We start from the raw sequence: 25,175 nt of genomic DNA on the forward strand, positions 1-25,175 counted from the left end.
TTTAAAAAGAAAGTTTATAAATACCGACGATACTTCGACAATTTCCTCGGAAATATTTCCTTTCCCCACATAATTTGATACACTACACATGAATAAACACTTGTATTACATAAACTAAAATAATAACTTACTGTACAAATTAAAAAGCACACTCTTCATATGAAGAATGTGCTTTTATGTTATTAACGTTTAATCCAAACAGCGCCTGCCGATTTATCTTCTGCCTGTCCAACAACTTGGAATTTAAGTCCAAGGTTTGGAACTTTTCTTCCTGCATCTGCAATTTGCTTGTTACTATATACTTTTGAATCATCAAAAGTTGTAACACCTTGTAATCCAGAATAGTTAAACTGACCACGTGTTAATGAATTTACACTCCATGCTGGTGTTTTATCAAATGAAAATGCAGCATCTGCAATTTGCATGCCCGTATTACCATATGCTGGTTTTCCGTTTAAATTACCAACTAGCGCTTCTGGATGAGAATCTACAACACCAAGGAATCCTTCACCTGGATGCACCCCAACCCAGTTATCTTTGAAACTATCATCTGCATACCAAACGACAAGACCTGTATTATACACTGGACCTTTTCCTGCTTTTAAACCATTATCTGATCCCGCATAGTTTCTCCACTCTAAGTAGTAATAATGAGCTTTCTTCTCTGTCCCATCAGAAACAACAAAACCATTTAAATTCATTTTAGACTGTCCTTCTGCATCATCAGAAAATACAACTTGTCCATCAACAGTTACATTTACATTGTCCATCGCAAAACCTTTATATGTTACAGCCGGATCTGTAATATAGTCTAATTGTAGTTTCACTTTTTTGCCTTTAAATTGACTTAAATCATATGATTTATCAATCCATTTCCCATCTGTTGTATCTTTATCTCCTTGGACTACTTTTTCTCCAAGTCTATCAATTAACGTCTTCGTTCCATCTTCTGTTACTGCATGTACTTCGACGAAATCGCACTCTGCTTCTAACTCATAATTTGCTTTATAATCGAATTTTGCATTTGTTCCTTTTGTTAAATCAAAGAAAGGTGTCTCTAACGTTGTATGCATATCATCGCCTCTTGTACTATAATATGCATGCTTTCCAAACTCCGGTTTAATCGTTTCAACACTTTTACCTGGTAAGTTAACACGTACAACGCCTGGACGATTTGATTTCGTAACACTTTGATCAATATAGGTAGGAACTCCCACACCACTCTTAATTTTATCGTAATCTACTTCTAATATTTTTGCCCAGTTGCCACCCATATTCTTTTGTAAGAAGTCTTTATTTTGTGGTGAAAAACTTGTCGGCTCCGTTCCTGCGATTTTTCCTGTCCAACTACCTCCACTCATTAACGACCAAGCTTCGACAGGTGAACCATTTCCAGTATATTTCGTGTCATATTCATCTGGTAATCCAAGATCATGTCCAAATTCATGCGCAAACACACCTACAGCTCCATCTTCTGGTTCAATTGTGTAATCATGTGCTGCTACTTTTCCACCAAAGTAATCTACTTTTGATTTTGTACCTTCAATCGCTACTGGATCTACTGCTAATTTTGAACGATGTGACCAGATCGCATCATCACCTAATTTACCACCACCTGCTTCTTGACCAACACCAGCATGGATTACCATTAAATGATCAATTACACCGTCAGGTTCATTTTGATTCCCATCCCCGTTTGTATCATATCTATCAAACTGATCAAACTGAGATAAATCTAGTCCTTTCTCAGCAGCTGCATGCAAAGCTTCTTTCACTAAATCACGTGCACCTTTCGGACCTTTATTATCGTGACCACTGCTACCATCAGCTCCATAATCAGATGCTTTTCCTGGAACTGTTAGCCACTCCGTTACATATCCGTCTGTCGTATAACTACCACCAGACTGCTCTTCATAGTATTGTTTAAACGTTTTTACTTTTGAACCATCAAATAATGTATAAGGCTCCTTACCGAACAACATCTTTTGATAATGTTCTCTACTAAAGTCTTTCGAATACATATAACCTGGTGTTTGATCAATATTATTATGTTTATAATCACTAAATTCAACGAGTAGCACTAATACTTTATCCGATCGAACAGATCCTTTATATGGAGCTTGCTTTGCTTTTGAAGTTGGAACTTGCCCATTTAATTGCTTTTTATTTGGTTCTGGCTTTTGCTCAAGATTAATATTTTTTTCAGTCTTTTTTACATTTTCCTTTTCTTCCATCTTTTTCTCTTTTACTTTTTTTGTGAAATCAGACGTTTCTTGTGAGTGAGCATCTGGAAGAATTTCTTTGTTCGCCTGATCTCCTTGTTTCTTTTCAATATATTGCTCGACAGCCTTTTTCGTCTCTTCTTTAGAAGATGCTGGATTAATTGTTCCTCTTTCTTTCAAAGCTTCCGCTAAACGATCTTCTTGAATTAAATTGTAATCAATTGGCGTTGTAGACACATTCTCTTTCTCTTTTGCTGGCGTTTCTGCATATGCTAACGGCGCACTCATTACAGATGTGCATCCGATAATTGCTGCAATTGCTAATGATGACAACACTTTAAATGGGGCTTTTCTTCTCATTCCATTTCTCTCCTTTTATAAAACTTAAAATTCAGATAAATCGGTGCGTTTTTGTCGAAATCTCTATTTACTACCCTCCCTATATAAAAAGACATAATTCTATAAACATTAAACTTTCTGTTATAGAATCATGCCCTCCAGTTTTCTGGTCAGACCCTCTATCTGTTTATCCCTTGGTTCAACTAATAATCAGTGTGCTGATGAACAAAGCCCCCACTGATTAAAGTTTCACTTTATATCGAAATATGAAAAATAAAGAGTTATGTGATATATATTAAATATCTTATATAACAAATTTAAAAGACAATATGCAAAATTGCATGAAAATTCTTTTAAATAAAAAAAGAATCCTGTCAATTAAACTAGGATTCTTGATTTTCTATTATTTCTCTTGTGTTTTTTCCCAATCAGCTAAGAATTTCTCAATTCCTTGATCTGTTAATGGGTGCTTCACTAATGAAGCAATTACGTTTGCTGGGATTGTTGCAATATGTGCACCGTTTAATGCTGCGTCAGTTACGTGAACGCTGTGACGTACAGATGCTGCAATGATTTCTGTTTCGATGCCATGAATTGCAAAGATTTCTGCGATTTGACGAATTAAATCCATACCGTTATGACCGATATCATCTAAACGACCTAAGAATGGTGAAACATATGTTGCACCAGCGCGAGCTGCAAGTAATGCTTGAACTGCTGAGAATACTAATGTAACGTTTGTACGAATTCCTAAATCTGAGAATGCTTTTACTGCTTTTAAACCTTCTGTTGTCATTGGAACTTTTACAACAACGTTTGGAGCAATCTTCGCTAATTCTTTTCCTTCTTCAATCATTTTATCAGCTTCTAAGCTAATTACTTCTGCACTTACAGGTCCTTCTATAAAGCTGCAAATTTCACGAATACGCTCATGGAAATCTACGCCTTCTTTTGCTACAAGTGATGGGTTTGTCGTTACTCCAGCTACTACGCCTAATGCATTTGCCTCTTTAATTTCGTTAATGTTTGCTGTATCAATAAAAAATTTCATTTGTTATTCTTCCTTCCTAATTTTCATTTTATATTTATTTATTTTTCTTAATAAGCTCTAATTCAATCGGAATAGATTTGTCCACTTTTTTACCTTGTGTTATCTCTTTTGCTGTTTGCATCGCCTTCTCTCCGATTAATTCCGGTTTTTGAGCGACTGTTGCAGCCATACGCCCATCGTTAACCGCTTTCACAGCATCTTCTGTTGCATCAAATCCAACAACTACTACATCTGTTTTTCCAGCAGACTTCAATGCTTCAAGTGCACCTAATGCCATCTCGTCGTTATGCGCAAACACGGCTTTAATATCACCATTTGCTTGCAAAATGTTTTCCATAACAGATAATCCTTTCGCTCTATCAAAATCAGCCGCTTGTTTGGCAACTACTTTTAAAGACTTATCGGCTACGTTATGGAATCCTTTCCCACGTTCACGAGCAGCAGACGATCCAGGGATTCCTTCTAACTCAGCAACGTTTGCTCCTTCGCCGACTAATTCACGAATGTAATCACTAGCCATTTGACCACCTTCGATATTATTAGATGCAATGTGAGAAACAACCTTACCTGAATTCGCAACGCGGTCTACTGTAATAACAGGAACATTTGCTGCATTTGCCGCACTTACCGCTGAAGCAACAGCATCTGAATCGGTCGGATTAATAACAACTACATCGACACCCTTTTGAATTAAATCTTCAACATCGTTCGTTTGCTTCGCTGCATCATTTTGCGCATCAACAGCAATCAATTCGATGCCGCTATCTTTCGCTTTCTTTTCTGCACCCTTTTTCAAAGTTACAAAGAAGGGATTATTTAAAGTTGAAACAGAGAATCCAACTTTAATAGTTTTATTTCGACCTTTATCGCTAGAATCCTTTGCCCATTCTGGTGGTTCCATTGAACAACCAGCAGTAATGACCATAATACATGCAACGAGTATAAGTAACCATTTCTTCATGAACTGTCCCTCCATTACGCTTCTTTTCGGCGATCAATTAATACAGCTAGTAAGATTACAAGTCCTTTTACAACTTGTTGGAAGAAAGAAGATACACCTAATAAATTTAAACCGTTATTTAGTACACCGATAATTAGTACACCGATGAATGTACCAACAATCCATCCTCTTCCCCCAGAAAGACTTGTTCCACCTAATACAACTGCTGCAATTGCATCTAATTCGTAAGAAGTACCTGCAGTCGGCTGTGCAGAATCTAGTCGTGATGTTAAGACAATACCTGCAAGCGCTGCCAAAATTCCGGAAAGACCGTAAATCATTACTTTAATTCTCGTAACATTAATACCTGATAGTGCTGCTGCTTCTTCATTTCCACCAATTGCAAATGTACGACGGCCAAATGTCGTTTTCTTCAAAATGAAGTACAGTACTGCGAAAGCGATCATCATTGTAACAGCTGGTACCGGAATACCAAGAAAATAACCGCGGCCAAACATTTGGAACATTAAATGATCACCAAGACCAGTGATCGGACGTCCGTCCATATAAACAAGCGTCAACCCACGAAAAATAGTCATTGTTGCTAAAGTTGCAATAAATGGAGCTACTTTTCCTTTCGCAATGATGATACCGTTTACAACCCCCATTACAAGACCTGCTAATAGTCCAACTGCCATTGCAAGGAACGGATCCATGCCACTTGCCATCATTCCAGCAACAAGTGCACTTGATAATGCTAAAATAGAACCTACCGATAAGTCAATACCCCCTGTTAAAATTACGAAGGTCATTCCGAATGCAATAAGCGCATTAATCGATACTTGACGCAGTATATTAAATAAATTTGGAATTTCAATGAACGCTGGATTTAAAACTGTAATTACGACGATAATTAATACTAAACCGATTAAAGAACCGAGTTGTTGTAATACATTCCCCTTCTTAGCCATCCTTACTCTCCCCCTGTAGCTAGTGCCATAATAGACTCTTGTGATGCCTCATCTTTCCCTAAAATGCCGCCGACTTTTCCTTCATGAATAACAAGAACTCGATCACTCATTCCTAAAACTTCCGGAAGCTCAGATGATACCATAATAACGGCATCGCCTTGCTCAGTAAGCTTATTCATGATAGAGTAAATTTCTTTTTTCGCTCCAACATCGACACCTCTTGTTGGCTCATCTAAAATGAGTAATTGCGGATGAATGCCTAGCCATTTTGCGATTACAATCTTTTGCTGATTTCCACCAGAAAGAGATTTCACTGCCTGCTCTCCGCTAGATGCTTTCACATTAAGAAGCTTCATCATATCCTCTGTAAACTGTTGTTCTAGCTCGTTGCTTAGAACACTTCCCTTTGAAAGACTTTCTAAATTCGGTAAAGCTAAATTTTCTCGAATTGAAAAATCTAACACTAATCCTTCAGACTTTCTATCTTCTGTAATGAAAGCAATTCTTTGTCTAATTGCATCTATCGGACTATCAATCTTTACTTCTTGTCCATTTATAAAAATTTGTCCAGAATCTAAAGGTTCATAACCAAATATCGCTTTCATAATATCAGTGCGACCAGCCCCCATCAAACCAGCTACACCAAGGATTTCACCTTTCCTCACTTGAAACGAAACATTTTCAAATTTCCCTTTCTTCGTTCCGTTACGCATTTCAAAAATGACATCACCAATTTGACTATTTCGCTCTGGGTAACGTTCACCAATGCTGCGCCCCACCATCATACTCACTACTTCATCAAATGATGTTTCTGGAATTAATCTCTTTCCAACGTATTCTCCATCACGCAAAATCGTAATGGCATCACATATTGAGAAAATCTCTTCCATACGATGCGAAATGTACACGAATGAAACACCTTCTTTACGTAACTTATTGATTACTGTAAAGAGCGTTTCGATTTCACGATCCGTCAGTGCCGCAGTAGGTTCATCCATAATAATAACGCTCGCGTTTGTCATTAACGCTTTCGCAATTTCGATAATTTGCTGTTGTCCAACCGATAGTTCCTCTGCTAACATAGCACCTCTTACATGCAATCCTAGCTCTGCTAGTTGCTGCTGCGCAATCGCGTTCATTTGTCGAGTGCGTAAAATACCTGTTTTCCCATACATTAACTCTTTACCAAGAAACATATTTTCAGCTACTGTTAAATTCGGCAATATGTTTAGTTCTTGATGTATAAATGCGATGCCGTACTCTTCAGCTTCTTTCGCATTTTTAAAGGTGCGCTCTTGCCCATCAATCGTGATTGTCCCACCATCTTTTTTGTATACACCTGTTAAAATCTTCATGAGCGTTGATTTACCCGCTCCATTTTCCCCCATCAATGCATGGACTTCTCCTGTTTCAATCATAAACTGTGCATTCTTCAAAACAGGATTGCCATTGAACGCCTTTGAAATGTTTTTCATTTCAATATGCATTCCCATCACTTCCCTTTATTAAAAAATCACGCCTGCATGTAAAATTACATTTGCATAAGGCGTAGCCTCGCCTGTACGAATAATCGCCTTCGCTTTCTTTGTATGCTCTTTAAATTGTTCATGAGATACATACTCAAATGCTGGCTCTATTAATTTTTGCTCGATCTCTTTATTTACTTCCGCATTATTTATAATGACTTCTTCTGCTAACGTCACTTTTTCGATTGCCATATCATCAGCTACAACTTGTAACACCTCTAAAAAACTCGGTTTTCCAATCTCAACAGCTAAATCAATTCGTTTTACTCCATCCGGAATCGGTAACCCGCAATCAGCAATTACAACCGTATCTGTATGCCCAAGTGAAGCAAGGACTGCCGCGATTTCACTGTTTAATACACCATGCTTTTTCATCCAACAATCACCTGCACTTCACGTACTCGATCTCTCGTTGGCATACCGCCCTGTGCTCCAAGTTTCGTTACAGAAAGACCACCGGCAATATTCGCGAAACGAATTGCTTTTTGAAGTGTCTCTCCTTCAGAAAGTGCAACTGCTAACGCACCATTAAATGTATCACCAGCTCCAGTTGTATCCACTACATCAACAGCAATGCTAGGAACATGTACAATCTCCGTGCCATTATGAAAACGAACACCGTTAGAACCTTCTGTCATCAATAATTTATTTGGATACTTCGCCAATAAATCTTCAATTGGTGATGTAAAATCATCTAATACGATGCGGCACTCATGTTCATTTGGCGTAATATAAGTTGCTTTTTCTAAAATTTCTTCTGATAAAACTTGTGCTGGCGCTGGATTCAACATAACAGGAATATTATGTTCCTCACAAATAGCCAATACATATTTTACTGTTTCAAGTGGAATTTCTAGTTGAAGAACAACCATATCCGCTTTTACAAGAAGGTCTTTGGAGCGATCTACAACTGACTTATTTACAAGAGCATTTGCCCCTTGTACGACAACAATACTGTTATCTTCTTCTGCTAAAACGATATGAGCAATTCCTGTCGTTCTATCTGTAACCGGTACCACATAATCGATAAAAATGCGTTCGTTCTCTAAATTTTTTCTAACTACTGTTCCATAATCATCATTTCCTACCGCTCCAACCATTGCTACATTTGCTCCTAACCTAGCTGCAGCAACTGCTTGGTTTGCCCCTTTCCCTCCTGGGATTGTATGAAACGCTTCACCAATTACTGTTTCTCCTGCTTTCGGCCGTTTTTTTGAAACAGCCACTAAGTCCATTGAAATGCTTCCTACTACTGCAATATTTGGCATCTGTTTCATCTCCTTACTTCGTTGTATTTCGTTCTATAATTTCAATCGGCAAACGATAGTGTTTCTCTTCTAATGTATTTCCTTCCATTTGCTCTAATAACAACTCTGTTGCAATTTTCCCCATTTCATATATCGGTTGTGCAACTGTTGTAATAGATGGATACATCATTTCTGTTAAAGAAATTCCATCAAATCCGATAATTTGTAAATCATCTGGAATGGCAATCCCCTTTTGAAGTGCAGCCTTTACAATACCAATCGCAATTAAATCATTCCCAGCAACAATACCATCAATATGCGGGTATTCTTCTAATAATTCCATCGCTACACGCTCACTATTTGCTGGCTCAAACGTACTCTCCGCAATCATATACGAAAGGTTATTTTGCGTAATAACGTCTACAAAACCTTCAAAACGTTCATTTGCAGTACTCACATCACGTGGACCGCGAATATGTGCAATATGTTTACATCCTTTATCTAGTAACAGCTTTGTCGCAGCCTGACTTCCTGTATAGTTATCTGCATATACAGTAGGAATACGCTCATTAAACATACGGTCAATCGCAACAACCGGGACAGATAAATTCATGTAATTAACACTATTTTGTGGATTTGTTGCTACAATAAATCCATCTACATTATTTTGTCTAAGTACATCAATGTATTGTTTCTCTTTTTCTAAACTTTCATCAGAGTTACAAAGGACAACTGTGTAACCTTGTTTATGTGCTACATCTTCTACGGCACGTGCAACTTCTGGAAAGAACGGATTCACGATATTTGGAACAACTAAGCCAATTAAACGAGACTTTTTATTATACAGTGAACGCGCTACTGTACTAGGCTTATAATCTAACATCTCAATTGCACGCTCTACCTTTTTTAATGTATCTTCGTGAACATATCCATTTTTATTTAAAACTCTGGAAACGGTCGCAACAGATACTCCCGCTAATTTCGCAACGTCTTTAATCGTACTCATTCTCTTTTCTCCTCATTTCATGTAACCGTTTACAGAAAATAATATAACGTATTTCTAAAAATACGTCAATCATTTCTCACTAAAAAGCTTTTAAGGTTATACTCAAAAAAGCACCGCCATAAGGCGATGCTTCTTCATTACGAGTATGATACAGTTTTTTCTTTTTCTTCTACAGCAGGCTCTTCAGCATCTTTTTTACGATCTGATAGTTTAATTTTTTGTAAGAAAATCGTAAAGATGGCACCTACTACGATAAATACTAATCCTGTTAAGAATACAGTATGAAGCGAGTCTACTAAAGAGTTTTTCAAAATAGGTACAATGCTGTTAGCAAACGCTTCTGGCATTTGTTTTAATGCCTCTGGGCTAAATAGCATCGAATATAAACCTTGTGGATCTGTGTGAATCATATCTTTAAATTTCGTTACCATTTGTCCCGCTTCTTTCGGGAATGTATCTAATACAGGTACTAATTTATTTGTTAACGTTGTACCTGAAGTGTTATTCATAATTGATCCTAAAATTGTAATACCAAATGTTCCACCAATTTGACGGAAGAACTGACTTGATGACGTTACGACACCAAGGTCTTTTTTCGGGAAGCTTTCTTGTAACGCTAATGTTAATGTCGGCATTACAAGACCCATTCCTAAACCGATAACCATCATATAAGAAGTAGCTGTAAGCTTCGTTGTGTGCATATCCATCGTTGTTAATAACCAAAAACCACCGGCCATAATAAGCATACCTGCGATAATTTGTGGTTTTACACCAACTTTTAATACAAGTTGCCCACCGATAATACTCATTACAATCATTGTAATCATCATTGGAGTCATAATTGTTCCTGATTCAGCAGCACTTACTCCTACAATACCTTGCATGAAGAATGGTACGAACATAATCGCGCCGAACATTCCAATACTCATAAAGAATCCAATCGCATTCAGTATTGTAAATGTGCGATTTTTAAAGAAATGCATTGGTAAAATCGGCTCTTCAGCTTTCGTTTCAACAATAACAAAGCTAACGATACCAATTACAGCTAGTGCGAATAAACCGATAATTTGCCAAGAATCCCATGCATAATCTTTTCCGCCAAACGTTAGCGCAAGTAATAAACTTACAACACCTAGAATCATTGTAAAGATTCCAGCGATATCAATTTTAATTGGTCCTGTTTGTTTATGTGATTTTAATCCCATTGCAATAAAGATTGTTGCTAAAATACCAACCGGTAAGTTAATGTAGAATACCCATCTCCAGTTCACTGCATCTACAATCCAACCACCAACTTGCGGTCCAATTACAGAAGCAAGACCGTATAACGCACCAAAAATACCTTGCCATTTCGCACGTTCTTTTCCCGTGAACATATCTCCAATAATAATCATAGCCATTGGCATCATAATACCGCCACCAAGACCTTGAATACCACGGAAAATAATTAATTCTGTCATACCATTCGCCATACCACATAACGCCGAACCAATCATGAAAATAACTAGCCCTGTTATATATACGTTACGACGACCAAGTAAATCCGCTAATTTACCTGCAATTGGTACAACTGTCGTTGATGTTAACATATAAGCTGTCGTTAACCATGTCATTAAACTTAATCCGCCTAGGTCACCGACGATACGTGGCATTGCTGTACCAACAATTGTTCCATCTAATGCAGCAAATAGCATCGCGATTACTAAACCGATTAACAACAACTTTCTATTTTGATTTTCTTGTTGCTCCATGTAATCTCCTCAATTCCTCTTAGTTATTCTCTTTTTTCTCTTGTGTCCCGCAAATAATGGTTTCTAACTTCTCAAAGAGACGTAATAAATCTTCTCTTTCTTGCAACTCTAAATGTGAAAAGTATTTTGCAATATGCTCGTTGCGAGCTGTCATTGCCTCTTCTACTCTAGCTTTCCCCTTTTTTGTTAACTCGATGATGACAACACGACGGTCATCTTTGTCGTGATAGCGTTCTACAAGTTCTTGATCGATTAGACGATCAATCATCACTGTAATCGCGCTAGGCTTCACATACATCTTTTTTGCTAATGTTGTCGCTCTTGAAGCCCCATAATGATCTAAAATCTTTAAAATATAAAACTGCGGTGGTGTAAGTCCTGTTGCTTGCATTTGTTCTAATAACTCCGTCTGCATTTTCTTTCCAATCGAAAAGGCAAGAGCTTGAATTTTATCGATATGCGTCATATCATTTGGCATGTTATCCACCCCTTATTTAAACAATAAAATATTTAACGTATTTAAATATTAATCCCGCGAACAAAATCCGTCAATACTTTTATTCATAAAAACGTTTACATTTTTGTCACAAAGTTGTATAATTTTCGACGAAGTTAATATTGACAGTCACGGAGAAACGGAGTACACGGCTATGAATCATAAAAAAGGAAACTTTTTTATATTTCATGGCCTTTTTATATTCTCTGTCTTAAAACGCTTCGAATTAATTAGGGGAGGATTTTCATTTTATGTTTTTCACACAATTATTTAAACCTGCGCCCCACGCGGAACGCTTACCAGCTGATCGCGTTGATAGCGAATACCGTAAATTACGTTTACAAGTATTCTTAGGTATCTTCATCGGTTATGCAGGCTACTACTTTGTTCGAAAAAACTTTTCACTAGCAATGCCATACTTAATCGAGCAAGGCTTTAGTAAAGGGGAACTTGGGGTTATCCTTTCAGCAGTATCTATCGCTTACGGATTAAGTAAATTCTTGATGGGTATCGTATCCGATCGTTGTAATCCTCGCTACTTTTTAGCAGCTGGGCTATTTTTATCAGGTATCATTAATATTATTTTCGGCTCATTTTCTTTCATTACAACGAGCATTATACTTATGTTTGTACTTCAGTTTTTAAATGGATGGGTACAAGGTATGGGCTGGCCTCCTTGTGGCCGTACGATGGTTCACTGGTTCTCTATTAGCGAACGTGGTACAAAAATGTCTATTTGGAACGTCGCTCATAATGTCGGCGGCGCGCTTATGCCTTCTCTTGTAACATTAGGCTTATACTTCTTCGCAGATGACTGGAAAAGTATTTTTTACTTCCCAGGTATTCTTTCAATTTTAGTTGGTATTTATGTATTAATTACAATGAAAGATACGCCTCAATCTTGTGGACTACCTTCTATTGAAGAGCATACTGGAGAATATCCACCAGATGAGAAAATAAAAGATCGCGAACGCGAACTTTCGGCAAAAGAAATTTTATTTAAATACGTACTAAACAATAAGTTTTTATGGTACATCGCTATTGCGAACGTTTTCGTATATTTCGTACGTTACGGCGTTGTAGACTGGGCTCCTACTTATTTAGTAGAAGAAAAAAGCTTTACTCATAGTAGCTCACGTACTGCTTACGCTCTATATGAATGGGCTGGTATTCCAGGTACACTTCTTTGCGGATGGATGAGTGATAAACTATTTAAAGGACGTCGTGCACCTGCTGGTATTTTATTTATGGTTGGTGTATTTATCGCAGTTCTTGTTTACTGGTTAAACCCTCCTGGTAATCCAATGGTTGATAGTATCGCACTTGTCGCAATTGGATTTTTAATTTACGGACCGGTTATGCTAATTGGTCTACACGCTCTAGATTTAGCACCAAAGAAAGCTGCTGGAACTGCAGCAGGCTTAACTGGATTCTTCGGTTACTTAGGCGGAGCTGCTTTCGCTAGTGCCGCTATGGGCTTTATCGTAGATGCATTCGGATGGGATGGCGGATTTATCTTATTACTTGCATCTTGCATACTTGCAATGTTCTTCCTTGCCCTTACTTTAAATACAGGATCAACAAAACAAAAGCAAGCTTAAGTACAAATATTATACTTATCAAAAAAAGAGAGACCATTCTTTCCAGAATGCCTCTCTTTTTTCTACATATAAATCTTTTTTCTTACAAAAGATTTATTTTCCTCTCATATATATGTTAGCGTTTCCAAATCACTTCAATACCTAATACAACTGCATTCCACTTTTATATAAAAAGATTTTTGAATATTTTTTCAACTTACCCTTGTCAAACATTGTCAATTTATATTAAAATAACAACATACAAAATATTTAGTTTTTTCAGAAAAGATGGAGGGATAGCCATGAAGAATCCACTTCTTCGTATTGAAAACTTGCAAACTTCCTTTCGTATACAAGATCAGTATCATGCAGCAGTTGATGATGTATCCTTAACTGTTCATGAAAATGAAATTGTTGCTATCGTTGGTGAGTCAGGATGCGGAAAAAGTGCACTTGCCCTTTCCATTATGCGACTGCATAATGAAGCAAATACAAAATTACAAGGGCAGCTTTACTATAGAGATAAGGACTTACTTAGCATGTCAACCGCCGAAATAAATAAAGTACGCGGTTCAAATATCGGAATGATTTTCCAAGAACCTCTTACAGCACTCGATCCTCTTATGACAGTTGGAAAACAAATCGAAGAAAACTTAGACTACCACACAAGCCTTTCAAAAGTTGAAAAGAAAGAACGCACCTTAGAACTACTCCATCAAGTTGGTATTCCAAAACCAGAGCTTACATATAAACAATACCCACACGAATTATCTGGCGGAATGAGACAAAGAATTGTTATCGCAATTGCAATTGCTTGTAAGCCAGGGCTCATTATTGCAGATGAGCCAACAACTGCACTTGACGTAACCATTCAAGCGCAAATTTTAGATTTATTACGTTCCATTCAAGAACAAACGAAAATGGGCATCATCTTAATTACACACGATTTAAGCGTCGTGGCCGAAACCGCTGATCGTATCGTCGTTATGTATGCAGGACAAGTTGTAGAAACAGGAACAGTCGAAGAGATTTTTAATAACCCTCTTCATCCATATACTCGTTCCTTATTAAATTCAATCCCGTCTGCATCTGCTGAAAAAGAAAAATTACATGTTATTCAAGGCGTTGTACCGACATTAGCTAAGTTACCTCGCACAGGTTGTCGATTCCAAGCACGGATTCCATGGATTAGACCTGATCAACATGAAGAAAATCCCGTTTTACATGAAGTAAAACAAGACCATTGGGTACGTTGCACTTGCTACAAACATTTCAACTTCCAACATAAGAAAGGAGATGACGTAACTCATGGCACTGCTTAAAGTAGAAGATTTAAAAGTACACTTTCCAATTAAAGGTGGTGTTTTCGGCCGTACATTAGATTACGTTCGTGCTGTTGATGGCGTAAGCTTCGAACTACAACCTGGCGAAACATACGGAATCGTTGGGGAATCTGGGAGCGGCAAATCAACAACTGGAAAAGCAATTATGCACTTAACAAAAGCGACAGGCGGTAGCATTCATTTTAATAATAGAGATTTAACAAAATTAAGTCGCTCAGAACTAAGAGAACAACGAAAAGATATTCAGATGATTTTTCAAGATCCTTATTCATCCTTAAACCCGAAGAAACGTGTTATGGATATTATCGCTGAACCACTTCGAAATTTTGAGAAACTCTCACCTGATGAAGAGCGTAGAGCTGTTCAAGATTATCTTGATAAAGTTGGATTAAATCCTGAGTCTATGTATAAATACCCACATGAATTTTCCGGTGGACAAAGACAGCGGATTGGTATTGCACGCGCACTTACACTAAAACCGAAGCTTATTATCGCGGACGAACCTGTATCTGCACTTGACGTGTCGGTACAAGCTCAAGTTTTAAACTTCTTGCAAGATTTACAAGCTGAACTCGGACTAACATACTTATTTATTAGTCATGATTTAGGCGTAATTCGCCATATGTGTGACCGTATCGGTGTTATGTATCGCGGACGCATCGTTGAAGAAGCAACAAGTGCAGAAATTTATAATAATCCACAACATATTTATACGAAGCGCTTAATATCAGCTATTCCTGATATTCGTCCTGAAAACCGCGAGCAACAACGTAAATTGCGTCGTGAGGTAAGCGTTGAGTATGAGAAATCATACGAAAGTTATTTCAATGAAAATGGTCGTGCTTACGATTTAAAACCAATCTCGCCAACACACCGGGTGGCATTACCTTAAGGGAGTGATAAAATATGTGGAAATTTATATTACGCCGGGTTTTAGTTATGATACCGCAATTATTCATATTAAGCGTACTCGTCTTTACACTGGCTAAGGCAATGCCAGGTGATGCATTAAGTGGCGCTGAACTAGCAAACCCAAAAGCCGATCCAAAAGTGCTCGAAGAACAACGTGAAAAACTAGGTTTAAACGATCCTATTCCCACTCAATATGTAAGGTGGATTTCAAATGCTGTACAAGGGGATTTCGGTATTTCTTACGCACATAAAATAAAAGTAACAGATATTATCGGGGAACGTCTTGGCAATACCATACTGTTAGCTCTTCTTATTCTTATTCTTACTTACTTAATTGCTATTCCACTTGGAGTTATAAGTGGACGTTGGAATGATACGTGGGCTGATCGACTCATTACGCTCTATAACTTTTTAGGATTCGGTACACCACTATTTATTTTCGGGTTAGTAATGTTATTCTTATTCGGCTTTTTATATCCAATTTTCCCTACGAGTGGTAGCGTTGATCCACAAGTTGCAACAGGATCATTTGATTACTATTTAAGTAAATTCAATCATATGATTTTACCAGCTTTATCTGGGGCATTAATTGGGACTGTAGGAACTGTACAATATTTACGAAGTGAAATTATCGATACGAAACATAAAGATTTTGTACGCACAGTAAAAGCAAAAGGTGTACCAGAATCTAAAGTATATTCCAGACATATTTTAAGAAATTCATTTTTACCAATTGCAGCATTTTTAGGATATGAAATTACAGGTTTAGTTGGAGGCTCTATTATTCTAGAAAATATTTTCGGCTATCCAGGAATTGGACAACTATTTTTCCAATCTATCACTCAACGTGATTTCAGTGTCGTAACTGCTCTTGTATTATTTACTGGATTCGCAACGCTACTCGGGACTCTTCTTTCCGATATTATTCTAAGCATCGTTGATCCACGTATTCGTATTGATTAATGGAGGTGAAGAAACGTTATGTTAGCAAATCCTGAAAAACAAACTGAAGTCATTCATTACGAAAAGAGCCCCTCTGGTTTCTCCATTATGTGGCGAGAATTTCGTAAAGATAAACTAGCAATGTTTTCTCTATTCTTTTTAGCTTTAATATTAATAGCCGTTTACGCAACTTCATTTATTATGAAGCAAGAAGATATCGTCCGAGTCGATTTGTTCGCTATTTATGACCCTCCTTCTGCTGAACATTGGTTAGGAACTGATTATGGAGGCCGTGATATTTTCGGACAATTAATTATTGGTACACGTAACTCCTTTACAGTTGGTTTAGCCATCACTCTTTTAGCAACCCTTATCGGTCTTACGACGGGACTAATTGCTGGCTATTTTGGAGGAGTTGTCGATAACATCATTATGCGTTTTATCGACTTTATGATGATTTTACCATTCTTAATGATTGTTATCGTGTTTATCTCACTCGTTCCAACTTTCAATATTACGACATTTATTCTCATAATGACCGCTTTCTTATGGGTCGGAAAAGCAAGGCTTATACGCTCTAAAGTATTGACTGAGAAAGAACTTGATTACGTATCTGCATCAAAAACATTAGGAACACCAAATTGGAAAATAATCTTCCAGCAAATATTACCTAATTTAAGTTCTATTATTATCGTAAATATCACATTAAATCTTGCTGGTAACATCGGAATTGAATCTAGTTTAACTTACTTAGGCTTCGGTCTACCAGAGAGCACACCAAGTCTTGGTACACTTGTAAGTTACGCAACTAACCCAGATGTATTACAAGAAAAGTGGTGGATTTGGTTACCCGCATCAATCATGATTTTAGTGTTGATGCTGTGTATAAATTTTATTGGTCAAGCGTTAAAGCGTGCGGCTGATGCGAGACAAAGAAAAGGATAAGGGGTGGAGAAGTTATGAACAAACCAAAACTGTACAAAGTATTAAGTACACTTGCTGCTTCAACATTATTACTATCTGCATGTGGGGGTGCTGATAGCGGTAGTAAAAAGGCAAACACAAAAAAAGTAGAAACAAATAAATTTAGTGCTGCTGTAAAAAATGACGGTAAAGAAATTAAAGACGGATCATTAACTTATGGACTCGTTTCAAATTCACCTTTCGCTGGTGTTTTAAGTAGGGTATTGTATGAAGTTGCTCCAGATTCAGAGATTATGGATTTCTTTGATGAACAATTATTAGCTACAGATAAAAACTGGGAAATTACAAATGACGGTGCTGCAACTTATACAATTTCTGAAGATAAAAAAACAATTACAATTAAAATTAAAGATAATGTAAAATGGCACGATGGTAATCCTGTAACAGCTGAGGATTTAGAATATTCTTACTTAATAATCGGTAATAGCAAATATACAGGTATCCGTTACGATACACAAATGCAAATGATTGAAGGTATGGAAGAATATCACACTGGAAAAGCTGACAAAATTTCTGGTATTAAAGTAGTCGATCCAAAAACAATTTCCATTACTTATAAAGAAGTAAACCCTTCACTAAAAACTGGTATTTGGACATATCCTACACCTAAAAAATATTTAGGTGATGTACCAATTGAAAAACTAGCTGAATCAGATAAAATCCGTCAAAATCCAATTGGATTCGGTCCATTTAAAGTGAAGAAAATCGTTCCTGGTGAATCAGTTGAGTATGAGCGTTTTGATGATTACTGGGGCGGCAAACCTAAGCTAAAAAATGTAACATTAAAAGTTGTAAATCCATCTATTGTTAGTGCATCTCTGAAAAAAGGTGATATTGATATTGCAGCAATTACTGCTGATCAATATCCGAACGTAAGTAAATTAAAAAACACACAACTAATTGGTAAAACTGACCTTGCTTACACTTATATCGGATTTAAGTTCGGACATATGGACAAAGCAAAGAATGAAGCTGTAATGGATAACGATAAGTTCAAAGACGTTCGTTTACGTCAAGCGATGGCACATGCAATTGATAGAGAAAAATTAGGAGAGAAAGTATATCACGGACTTCGCGTTCCAGCTAACTCTCCAATTCCACCATCTATGCCAAAGTACCATAATAATGATGTTGGTGCGTATAATTTCGATGTAAATAAAGCGAAAAAACTATTAGATGAAGCTGGGTATAAAGATAAAAATGGTGATGGATTCCGTGAAGATCCAAAAGGTAATGAATTGAAGATTAACTTCTTAACTAGTAGTGGTAGTGAAACAAGTGAACCGCTGGCTAAATTCTACATTCAATCTTGGAAAGATATCGGCTTAAAAGTAGAACTTGTTGATGGACGCTTACACGAATTTAATGCTATGCGTGACATGATTAAAAAAGATGATCCGAAGGTTGATATTTTTGCCGGTGCTTGGAACACTGGTTCTGACCCTGACCTTTCTGGCCTATGGGGCAAAAATGCCGGATTCAACTATCAACGCTGGGTAAATGATGAAAATACGAAGTTATTAGAAGCAGGATTATCAGAAAAAGCTACTGATGAAAAATATCGTAAAGAAGTATACGATAAATGGCAAAAATTAATTCATGACGAAGCACCGATGATTCCAATTCATTACACATTTGATTTAACAGGTGTTAATAAGCGCGTAAAAAATTATGATGTCAACACTGAAGTGAATCAAATAACTTCACATTGGAAAGACGTTACTGTAACAAGTGAGAAGCCAGAAGTAGAAAAATAAACATAAAAATAGCTCTTAGCATTTACATACATGCTAAGAGCTATTTTTTATTTTCATTGCTTTTCCTACTAATGATAACAACCAATTCCTTCCCTACTCTAATATTAAAAGATTTGATGAAATACCTTTATTAAAACAGCTAACGTAACAGATCCAGCAAATCCCCCTAAACAAATTAAGCTTACCCCTTGACTATATGACAAATTTTGAAATGATTTCATTGCTTCCATCCTCCCTATCTCCCCTTTGATACTTTTATTTTACCAATGGGAAAAATTTCATAACATCGATTTCTCTAACAACTAACTTACAAATTTGTAAGTTAACATCTTTTCAACTTATATATCTAGTATTTCCACAAATGAGAGTTCTTTATACATAAAAAAGACCTCAGCTATACTAAGGTCTTTAGTTACATTTTATTTTATAATCATCACCGGACATTTCACTCGTTTTGCTATTTTATGACTTACACTACCAAGTACCATTTCTTGCAGTGTATTTAGCCCTCTGCTTCCGGCGATAACAAGATCTATATCTCCTGTATTTACATATTGAACAATTGTATCTCCAGGATCACCATGTAATATCGTAATTGTATAAGATATGTTCTCTTTCTTTAATAAAACTTCAATCTCTTTTAATTTATCTTTTCGACTAGCCGATATTGTTTCTAAATCTGTTTGACCTTGTATAATATCTGATTTTGCCGTTCTATTATCTACTACGTACACAACTTCAACATTTGTTTCTGCGCTACATTTCGCAATATATGTTGCATGTTCCGCTGCTCGAAGTGCATGTTCAGAACCGTCACATGCTAATATAATTTGTTTGTACATATGCTGAATCCCCTTTTCGTTATCCTACTCGTATTATATAATAAAGCCTCCTAAAAAGGAGGCTTTTAACTAGCAATTCTTTTATTATAAGTAGCTAAATTTGCAACAAGTTTTGAGCTACGTTCATTTAATCCTGTTATACTTACTTTCACACCACTTTGCTCATACTTTATGATAACTTTATCAATTGATGCCACCGCTGAATCATCCCATACGTGCGCATGAGTAAAATTCATTTCAATTTCTTTTACATCTTCATTAAATGAAAAATTATTTATGAAATCGGCTGTGGATGCAAAGAAAAGTTGACCGTGAATTTCGTATATTTTCTTATTTTCAATATATAAATGTTTCACGTGAATCTTTGCCATATTGAATGCAAATAACACCGCACTAATTACTGTTCCGATAATTACACCTAATGCTAAGTTATGTGTAATTAGGACAATCACAACTGTTACGATCATAACAAATGCGTTTCCTTTTGGTACTTTATGAATCGTTGTTACAGAGTTCCAATCAAACGTTCCGATTGAAACCATAATCATAACCGCAACTAAAGCTGCCATCGGAATATGAACGACATAATCTCCTAAAACGAATAATAATACGATTAAAAATCCGCCCGCTACAAATGTTGATAGGCGACCTCGTCCACCTGATTTAATATTAATAACAGATTGGCCGATCATTGCACATCCTGCCATTCCTCCGAAAAATCCAGCAACGATGTTTGCGATCCCTTGTCCGCGTGCCTCTTTATGCTTATTACTTTCTGTATGCGTCATATCATCTAAAACTGAAGCTGTTAATAAAGACTCTAGTAAACCAATGATTGCAAGCATAACTGCATAAGGTAAAATAATCCCTAATGTTTCTAATGTAAATGGCACATCAGGAATACTAAAGAACGGTAATTCTTTCGGCAGGCTTCCCATATCCCCTACTGTTTTCAACTGTAATCCGCTCATAAGTGCAATACTCGTCACAATAATAATTGAAATAAGCGTAGAAGGTACAACCGTTGTAATACGTGGAAATAAATATATAATTGCAAGTCCTAATACAACGAGTGCATACATTTGCCAAGTTGCATTTTTAAAATGCGGTAATTGCGCTGTAAAAACTAAAATTCCAAGTGAATTTAAAAAACCACTCATAACAGATTTCGGAACAAACTTCATAAATGAGCTCAGTTTGAACACGCCAAAAATAATTTGGACGATACCTGTTAATATTGTTGTAGCAAATAAATATTGCAAACCATGATCTTTAACGAGCGTTACCATTAATAATGCCATTGCACCTGTTGCAGCTGAAATCATTCCAGTTCTTCCGCCAACAAATGAAATGGTAACTGCAATACAAAAGGCTGCGTATAGTCCAACTGTTGGATCCACGCCTGCAATAACAGAGAAGGCTATCGCTTCAGGGATTAATGCTAAAGCAACGACAATTCCTGATAACACGTCCCCTCTCACATTAGAAAACCAGTCATTTTTTATCATTTGAAACAAAATACCACTCCTCTACTCCTTTATAATTTGATTTTCTCCATAAGAAAATCTAGCCGACTGCACGAAAGCTATTATATAACGAGTAGAAGATTTTTTGCTATGTAAAAGTTTCCTAAAGAAAAAGACGCTACCTTAGTAGCATCTTTTCTCATTTCATTAATGTCCACCGTGTCCTTGACCACTTTCCTGAACAATTTCTAACCTCTCATCTAGTATTCCTTGTGTTTCAAATGAAATATCACTCGTACTTCCTAATAAGAAACCGTGATTATATGGTCCAAGTGTTGGATCATCTTTAAACTTCGGCTGAATGCTTGCAAGGAAGTCATACACTGGTTGTGAAACTTTACCTTCTTCTAATAATACAACAGGTGCGTGTTTACCCATATGTGAAAAAGGTGCCCCAGCAACTGCTAAATCTGGTGTTTTGCTTGAAACAAATGATAAACCGTGACCAGGTTTTGTGAATCCCCAGCCAAATTTTGTTTTTTCATCTTTAAATTTAGCGAACGCAATCGAGTTTTCTGTAGGGGTCTCTCCACTAATACGCGTTACTTTCCCGTATTTGCTTAACTCCTTTTCTACTTCTTTTGAAACAATTTTTTCTGGCCCTAATATATATATATTTGCTTTATCTTTTCTCATCTTTAATGCCTCTATTGTCGCTTCTGGCACTTTATTCTTTTCTGTATAGAGTAGTGGTTCCGGCATATGAGAAATCCAATTTACAGCGGGTGTTGTATATAAACGTCCTTCTTCTGCAGATGAACCGATAATAACACTATTTGGGTAGCTTCCTGTTATATCGGCATACTCCTTATCAACATCTTTCGCAAATATAGCTGGGTCCGTTTCTTTTATTTGTTTTACTTTATAACCTTTTAATTGTTCAAGCGCGCTAGTACCTACATCCCCCATCACCATAATTTGTGTTCCATCTTTCGTTCCGATTGGATTTAATCGTTTTATTTCTTTTAACGTCATTTCCGGTATCTTTTCTTTTTCTATAAATAAAATCGGCCCGTTATTCGGATGATGAATAAGGTCTGCACTCGCAATACCTAATTGCCACTCGCTTGCTGGTACTAAAATAACAGCACCCGGCTGGTTCTCTTTATGGGTTGCTGGCCATATCGTTTGCGAAGTTAACACTGCCATTTGCAGGGGATCATTTGTATTTAACCTCGTCACATTTTTTAAACTTGTCGTTAATAAATCATACGATGCCCCTTCGTTCATTTCTTTTGGCGCCGTTACCTCCTGATTCATTTTCATTTCCTTTTGCTCTGTTTTTTTCTCTTTTGTAGATTCATGGTTTTTATGGTCTGTATTCGTTTGTCCGCATGCAGCAAGACCAACTGCTGTAATTATTGTTATCCCAAAAATTCGGGTCATTTTTTTCATTATACCGCCTCCGTATTAATCATTTTTGAGCCAATATGATTACCTAAAATGTAATTTCAACTCCACAATAACAAGCAATTCTGAAGAAATTATGCAGACACATCATAATCTGCACCATTTCTTCATGATTTTGCATTACACTTTAAGTAACGATTATAAATATGGAGGGCTCTCTATGATTGATATACTGCTCGTAGACGATGAACCGAGAATGCTTGAATTATTAACGCTTTATCTTACCCCAATTGGATATAACTGCGTATGTGCGACTTCAGGAGAAGAAGCTATTTTACATATAGAAAATCGAAACTTTAAATTTGTTTTACTCGATATTATGATGCCAAAGATGGACGGATGGGAAACGTGCAAAAAAATCCGATTTTTTAGTAACATTCCTATTATTATGGTTACAGCTCGTGATCAAACAGTAGATGTCGTTCAAGGATTAAAACTTGGAGCCGATGATTACGTAACGAAACCTTTCCATGAAGAAGAACTTTTCGCAAGAATTGAAGCCGTTTTAAGACGTACAAATGAACATAAACAAATCCAATATCACGGTATTGTATGGGATGAAACAAAACACTTCGTTTCTGTCCATAATGAAGAACTCCTTCTCACACCAATTGAATTTTCTTTACTCGGATTATTTTTACGCCATGTGAACTACGTATTAAGCCGTGATCAGCTCATCGAACGAATTTGGGGGTTAAACACAAATACAGAAGATCGCACAGTCGATTCACATATTCGTAATTTACGTGATAAATTGCGAAAAGCAAATTTCCCTATTGATTACCATTTAAAAACTGTTTACGGAGTCGGATATCGATGGGTTGATACTCTAGATTAAGGAGCAAAGCAATGAAGCGAATTTCTATTCAGCTCGGATTTTATTTTTTGATTGTTACACTTTTAATCGAAAGTGTTCTATTTGTCTCGCTTTATTATAGCCTTGTCAACAATAGAGTAAATGAAGAAATGACAGCTTTATTAAAGCGCGGAAATAGTCACAGAGATGTCCTTGAAAAGTATTTTGATAAGCAAACAATCTCCCATGTTGCACTAATGGAATCCGAAGCCGAAACTACTGTTGTTATTACAAATGCAAATAAGGAGGTACTAGCTAAATCCAATGAAATAAATACTACTATAAAAAAGCATATTGAAAAGATGCAAACACGGACAGATCATGACGGAGCAATTATAGAGAATCATTGGAAAACATCTAATTATATATGTACAGTTAGCCCCATTGTAGTGGCTGGAAAAACGGAAGGATACGTATATATGTTTCTCGGGACGGAATCAATCGAGGAAATGGTTAACGGGCTAACAAGACAATTCATTATTGCCGGAGTCATTACGTTTCTACTAACAGCCATCACCATCTTTCTATTATCACGTTTATTAACAAAACCATTGTTACACATGAAACATGCCACTGAAAAAATGAGTAAAGGCGATTTGTCCGTTTCGTTAACGACTACTCGAAATGATGAAATTGGTGAACTAGCATCATCTATTCAAACGCTCGCAAATGATTTACATTATATGAAAACAGAGCGAAGTGAATTTCTAGCAAGTGTTGCTCATGAATTACGAACACCGTTAACATACGTAAGAGGTTATGCTGACATTGCTTTAAAAGAAAGCACCCCTCCTGAGCAACGTTTGCGATATTTATCGATTATAAAAGATGAATCTGATTACATTACAAACTTAGTTCAAGATTTATTTTCACTTGCACAAATGGAACAACATAACTTTTCTATTCAAGTAAAGGAAGTGCATTTACACACCTTCCTTACTCGTATAGCTGAAAAAGTAAACGCCATGTATAAAGAAAGATACATTAAAGTTTCTTTCTCTTGTCCTCCTACACTGCTAGTAAACTTAGATGAACAGCGATTTGAACAAGTTATAGTAAACATTTTAAATAACGCTTATAGACATTCAAAAGAACATTCTCATATAAACATTTCTATTACAGAAGAACATAAACGTATCTCCATTACAATTGAAGATGAAGGCGAAGGTATCCCGCCTGAAGACCTCCCTCACATTTTCGACCGCTTTTATCGTGTTGATAAAGCTAGATCACGAGCTACAGGTGGAACTGGTTTAGGACTATCTATCGTGAAGGAAATTGTAGAGCTACACGGCGGGAATATTACAGTAACGAGTGAAGTCAATCACGGGTCTTGCTTTATAATTTCATTACCATCTATAAAGAAACACGACTATCATCAGTAGTCGTGTTTCTTTATCCCGCATTAACGGGCAGTAAGACCCCTACATCAAAATTCAGCGGAAGCAAAGAAGTTAGGTGGGGGATCAACTGC

The 25,175-nt window shown here is 36.7% G+C and carries 22 protein-coding genes; 8 read left to right on the forward strand and 14 right to left on the reverse strand.

From position 1 onward, the window contains the following. Window positions 1–182 precede the first annotated feature (182 nt). From inhA2 to BUA87_RS23470, 10 genes are all read right to left on the reverse strand, one after another. Window positions 183–2,582, reverse strand: coding sequence for a M6 family metalloprotease immune inhibitor InhA2 (gene inhA2, locus BUA87_RS23425; protein WP_001252976.1), 2,400 nt, complete (start codon window positions 2,580–2,582; stop codon window positions 183–185). A 382-nt stretch (window positions 2,583–2,964) separates the two neighbouring features. Next, window positions 2,965–3,612 carry a fructose-6-phosphate aldolase gene (fsa, locus tag BUA87_RS23430; protein WP_000667666.1) on the reverse strand — a complete coding sequence of 216 codons (648 nt, stop codon included), beginning with the start codon at window positions 3,610–3,612 and terminating at the stop codon, window positions 2,965–2,967. A gap of 34 nt (window positions 3,613–3,646) precedes the next feature. Next, on the reverse strand, window positions 3,647–4,573 hold the full coding sequence (rbsB, locus tag BUA87_RS23435) for a ribose ABC transporter substrate-binding protein RbsB (RefSeq protein ID WP_000758975.1): 927 nt from the start codon (window positions 4,571–4,573) through the stop codon (window positions 3,647–3,649). A gap of 14 nt (window positions 4,574–4,587) precedes the next feature. Then, the gene (gene rbsC / locus BUA87_RS23440; protein ID WP_001074650.1) at window positions 4,588–5,523 is read right to left on the reverse strand and encodes an ABC transporter permease subunit; all 936 of its coding nucleotides are present in this window, start codon (window positions 5,521–5,523) and stop codon (window positions 4,588–4,590) included. A 2-nt stretch (window positions 5,524–5,525) separates the two neighbouring features. Further along, on the reverse strand, window positions 5,526–7,010 hold the full coding sequence (gene rbsA, locus BUA87_RS23445; protein ID WP_002163845.1) for a ribose ABC transporter ATP-binding protein RbsA: 1,485 nt from the start codon (window positions 7,008–7,010) through the stop codon (window positions 5,526–5,528). An 18-nt stretch (window positions 7,011–7,028) separates the two neighbouring features. After that, window positions 7,029–7,424, reverse strand: coding sequence for a D-ribose pyranase (rbsD, locus tag BUA87_RS23450; protein ID WP_000716151.1), 396 nt, complete (start codon window positions 7,422–7,424; stop codon window positions 7,029–7,031). Next, complete coding sequence (gene rbsK / locus BUA87_RS23455; protein ID WP_001132865.1) at window positions 7,421–8,317, reverse strand: ribokinase; 897 nt, start codon at window positions 8,315–8,317, stop codon at window positions 7,421–7,423. The genes rbsD and rbsK overlap by 4 nt, the downstream gene beginning before the upstream one ends. Window positions 8,318–8,330: 13 nt before the next feature. Beyond that, entirely contained in the window at window positions 8,331–9,302 is a 972-nt protein-coding gene (gene rbsR / locus BUA87_RS23460) for a ribose operon transcriptional repressor RbsR (RefSeq protein ID WP_000104054.1), read from the reverse strand. Between the two features lie 137 nt (window positions 9,303–9,439). Further along, window positions 9,440–11,053 (reverse strand): MDR family MFS transporter, encoded by a 1,614-nt coding sequence (locus BUA87_RS23465; protein WP_000437647.1) that lies wholly within the window; start codon window positions 11,051–11,053, stop codon window positions 9,440–9,442. Window positions 11,054–11,072: 19 nt separating this feature from the next. Next, the gene (locus tag BUA87_RS23470) at window positions 11,073–11,531 is read right to left on the reverse strand and encodes a MarR family winged helix-turn-helix transcriptional regulator (protein ID WP_001132365.1); all 459 of its coding nucleotides are present in this window, start codon (window positions 11,529–11,531) and stop codon (window positions 11,073–11,075) included. 269 nt (window positions 11,532–11,800) lie between these two features. Between BUA87_RS23470 and glpT the strand changes: the two genes are divergently transcribed. From glpT to opp4A, 6 genes are all read left to right on the forward strand, one after another. Continuing rightward, the gene (gene glpT, locus BUA87_RS23475) at window positions 11,801–13,150 is read left to right on the forward strand and encodes a glycerol-3-phosphate transporter (protein WP_000466382.1); all 1,350 of its coding nucleotides are present in this window, start codon (window positions 11,801–11,803) and stop codon (window positions 13,148–13,150) included. A gap of 281 nt (window positions 13,151–13,431) precedes the next feature. Next, on the forward strand, window positions 13,432–14,451 hold the full coding sequence (locus BUA87_RS23480; protein ID WP_000795382.1) for an ABC transporter ATP-binding protein: 1,020 nt from the start codon (window positions 13,432–13,434) through the stop codon (window positions 14,449–14,451). Further along, entirely contained in the window at window positions 14,438–15,364 is a 927-nt protein-coding gene (locus BUA87_RS23485) for an ABC transporter ATP-binding protein (protein ID WP_072940971.1), read from the forward strand. The genes BUA87_RS23480 and BUA87_RS23485 overlap by 14 nt, the downstream gene beginning before the upstream one ends. 14 nt (window positions 15,365–15,378) lie before the next feature. Beyond that, window positions 15,379–16,347, forward strand: a complete 969-nt coding sequence (gene opp4B, locus BUA87_RS23490) for an oligopeptide ABC transporter permease (RefSeq protein WP_000265452.1) — start codon at window positions 15,379–15,381, stop codon at window positions 16,345–16,347. Window positions 16,348–16,365: 18 nt separating this feature from the next. Further along, entirely contained in the window at window positions 16,366–17,271 is a 906-nt protein-coding gene (locus BUA87_RS23495; RefSeq protein WP_000880730.1) for an ABC transporter permease, read from the forward strand. Between the two features lie 14 nt (window positions 17,272–17,285). After that, on the forward strand, window positions 17,286–19,067 hold the full coding sequence (opp4A, locus tag BUA87_RS23500) for an oligopeptide ABC transporter substrate-binding protein (protein ID WP_001039730.1): 1,782 nt from the start codon (window positions 17,286–17,288) through the stop codon (window positions 19,065–19,067). A 104-nt stretch (window positions 19,068–19,171) separates the two neighbouring features. On the opposite strand, the gene BUA87_RS23505 is transcribed toward opp4A, so the two are convergent. From BUA87_RS23505 to BUA87_RS23520, 4 genes are all read right to left on the reverse strand, one after another. Then, window positions 19,172–19,288, reverse strand: coding sequence for a DUF4027 family protein (locus BUA87_RS23505; RefSeq protein WP_002094283.1), 117 nt, complete (start codon window positions 19,286–19,288; stop codon window positions 19,172–19,174). Window positions 19,289–19,486: 198 nt separating this feature from the next. Beyond that, a complete protein-coding gene (locus BUA87_RS23510) occupies window positions 19,487–19,909 on the reverse strand; it encodes a universal stress protein (RefSeq protein WP_000277991.1) in 423 nt (140 codons plus the stop codon). 65 nt (window positions 19,910–19,974) lie between these two features. Next, entirely contained in the window at window positions 19,975–21,426 is a 1,452-nt protein-coding gene (locus BUA87_RS23515; protein ID WP_064532039.1) for a SulP family inorganic anion transporter, read from the reverse strand. Between the two features lie 156 nt (window positions 21,427–21,582). After that, entirely contained in the window at window positions 21,583–22,830 is a 1,248-nt protein-coding gene (locus BUA87_RS23520; RefSeq protein ID WP_072940974.1) for an ArsR family transcriptional regulator, read from the reverse strand. A 175-nt stretch (window positions 22,831–23,005) separates the two neighbouring features. On the opposite strand from BUA87_RS23520, the gene BUA87_RS23525 reads away from it, so the two are divergent. Next, on the forward strand, window positions 23,006–23,683 hold the full coding sequence (locus BUA87_RS23525) for a response regulator transcription factor (protein ID WP_071714259.1): 678 nt from the start codon (window positions 23,006–23,008) through the stop codon (window positions 23,681–23,683). 11 nt (window positions 23,684–23,694) lie between these two features. Continuing rightward, a complete protein-coding gene (locus BUA87_RS23530; RefSeq protein ID WP_065229751.1) occupies window positions 23,695–25,086 on the forward strand; it encodes a sensor histidine kinase in 1,392 nt (463 codons plus the stop codon). Window positions 25,087–25,175: the final 89 nt, after the last annotated feature.

The sequence above is a fragment of the Bacillus sp. bc15 genome (assembly GCF_900142585.1).
Lineage (GTDB): Bacteria > Bacillota > Bacilli > Bacillales > Bacillaceae_G > Bacillus_A > Bacillus_A cereus.

Bases quoted from the DNA above. Each gene is read 5' to 3' on its own strand.
- inhA2 (WP_001252976.1), bottom strand. From the start codon at position 2,582: ATGAGAAGAAAAGCCCCATTTAAAGTGTTGTCATCATTAGCAATTGCA.
- fsa (WP_000667666.1), bottom strand. From the start codon at position 3,612: ATGAAATTTTTTATTGATACAGCAAACATTAACGAAATTAAAGAGGCA.
- rbsB (WP_000758975.1), bottom strand. From the start codon at position 4,573: ATGAAGAAATGGTTACTTATACTCGTTGCATGTATTATGGTCATTACT.
- rbsC (WP_001074650.1), bottom strand. From the start codon at position 5,523: ATGGCTAAGAAGGGGAATGTATTACAACAACTCGGTTCTTTAATCGGT.
- rbsA (WP_002163845.1), bottom strand. From the start codon at position 7,010: ATGCATATTGAAATGAAAAACATTTCAAAGGCGTTCAATGGCAATCCT.
- rbsD (WP_000716151.1), bottom strand. From the start codon at position 7,424: ATGAAAAAGCATGGTGTATTAAACAGTGAAATCGCGGCAGTCCTTGCT.
- rbsK (WP_001132865.1), bottom strand. From the start codon at position 8,317: ATGCCAAATATTGCAGTAGTAGGAAGCATTTCAATGGACTTAGTGGCT.
- rbsR (WP_000104054.1), bottom strand. From the start codon at position 9,302: ATGAGTACGATTAAAGACGTTGCGAAATTAGCGGGAGTATCTGTTGCG.
- BUA87_RS23465 (WP_000437647.1), bottom strand. From the start codon at position 11,053: ATGGAGCAACAAGAAAATCAAAATAGAAAGTTGTTGTTAATCGGTTTA.
- BUA87_RS23470 (WP_001132365.1), bottom strand. From the start codon at position 11,531: ATGCCAAATGATATGACGCATATCGATAAAATTCAAGCTCTTGCCTTT.
- glpT (WP_000466382.1), top strand. From the start codon at position 11,801: ATGTTTTTCACACAATTATTTAAACCTGCGCCCCACGCGGAACGCTTA.
- BUA87_RS23480 (WP_000795382.1), top strand. From the start codon at position 13,432: ATGAAGAATCCACTTCTTCGTATTGAAAACTTGCAAACTTCCTTTCGT.
- BUA87_RS23485 (WP_072940971.1), top strand. From the start codon at position 14,438: ATGGCACTGCTTAAAGTAGAAGATTTAAAAGTACACTTTCCAATTAAA.
- opp4B (WP_000265452.1), top strand. From the start codon at position 15,379: ATGTGGAAATTTATATTACGCCGGGTTTTAGTTATGATACCGCAATTA.
- BUA87_RS23495 (WP_000880730.1), top strand. From the start codon at position 16,366: ATGTTAGCAAATCCTGAAAAACAAACTGAAGTCATTCATTACGAAAAG.
- opp4A (WP_001039730.1), top strand. From the start codon at position 17,286: ATGAACAAACCAAAACTGTACAAAGTATTAAGTACACTTGCTGCTTCA.
- BUA87_RS23505 (WP_002094283.1), bottom strand. From the start codon at position 19,288: ATGAAATCATTTCAAAATTTGTCATATAGTCAAGGGGTAAGCTTAATT.
- BUA87_RS23510 (WP_000277991.1), bottom strand. From the start codon at position 19,909: ATGTACAAACAAATTATATTAGCATGTGACGGTTCTGAACATGCACTT.
- BUA87_RS23520 (WP_072940974.1), bottom strand. From the start codon at position 22,830: ATGAAAAAAATGACCCGAATTTTTGGGATAACAATAATTACAGCAGTT.
- BUA87_RS23525 (WP_071714259.1), top strand. From the start codon at position 23,006: ATGATTGATATACTGCTCGTAGACGATGAACCGAGAATGCTTGAATTA.
- BUA87_RS23530 (WP_065229751.1), top strand. From the start codon at position 23,695: ATGAAGCGAATTTCTATTCAGCTCGGATTTTATTTTTTGATTGTTACA.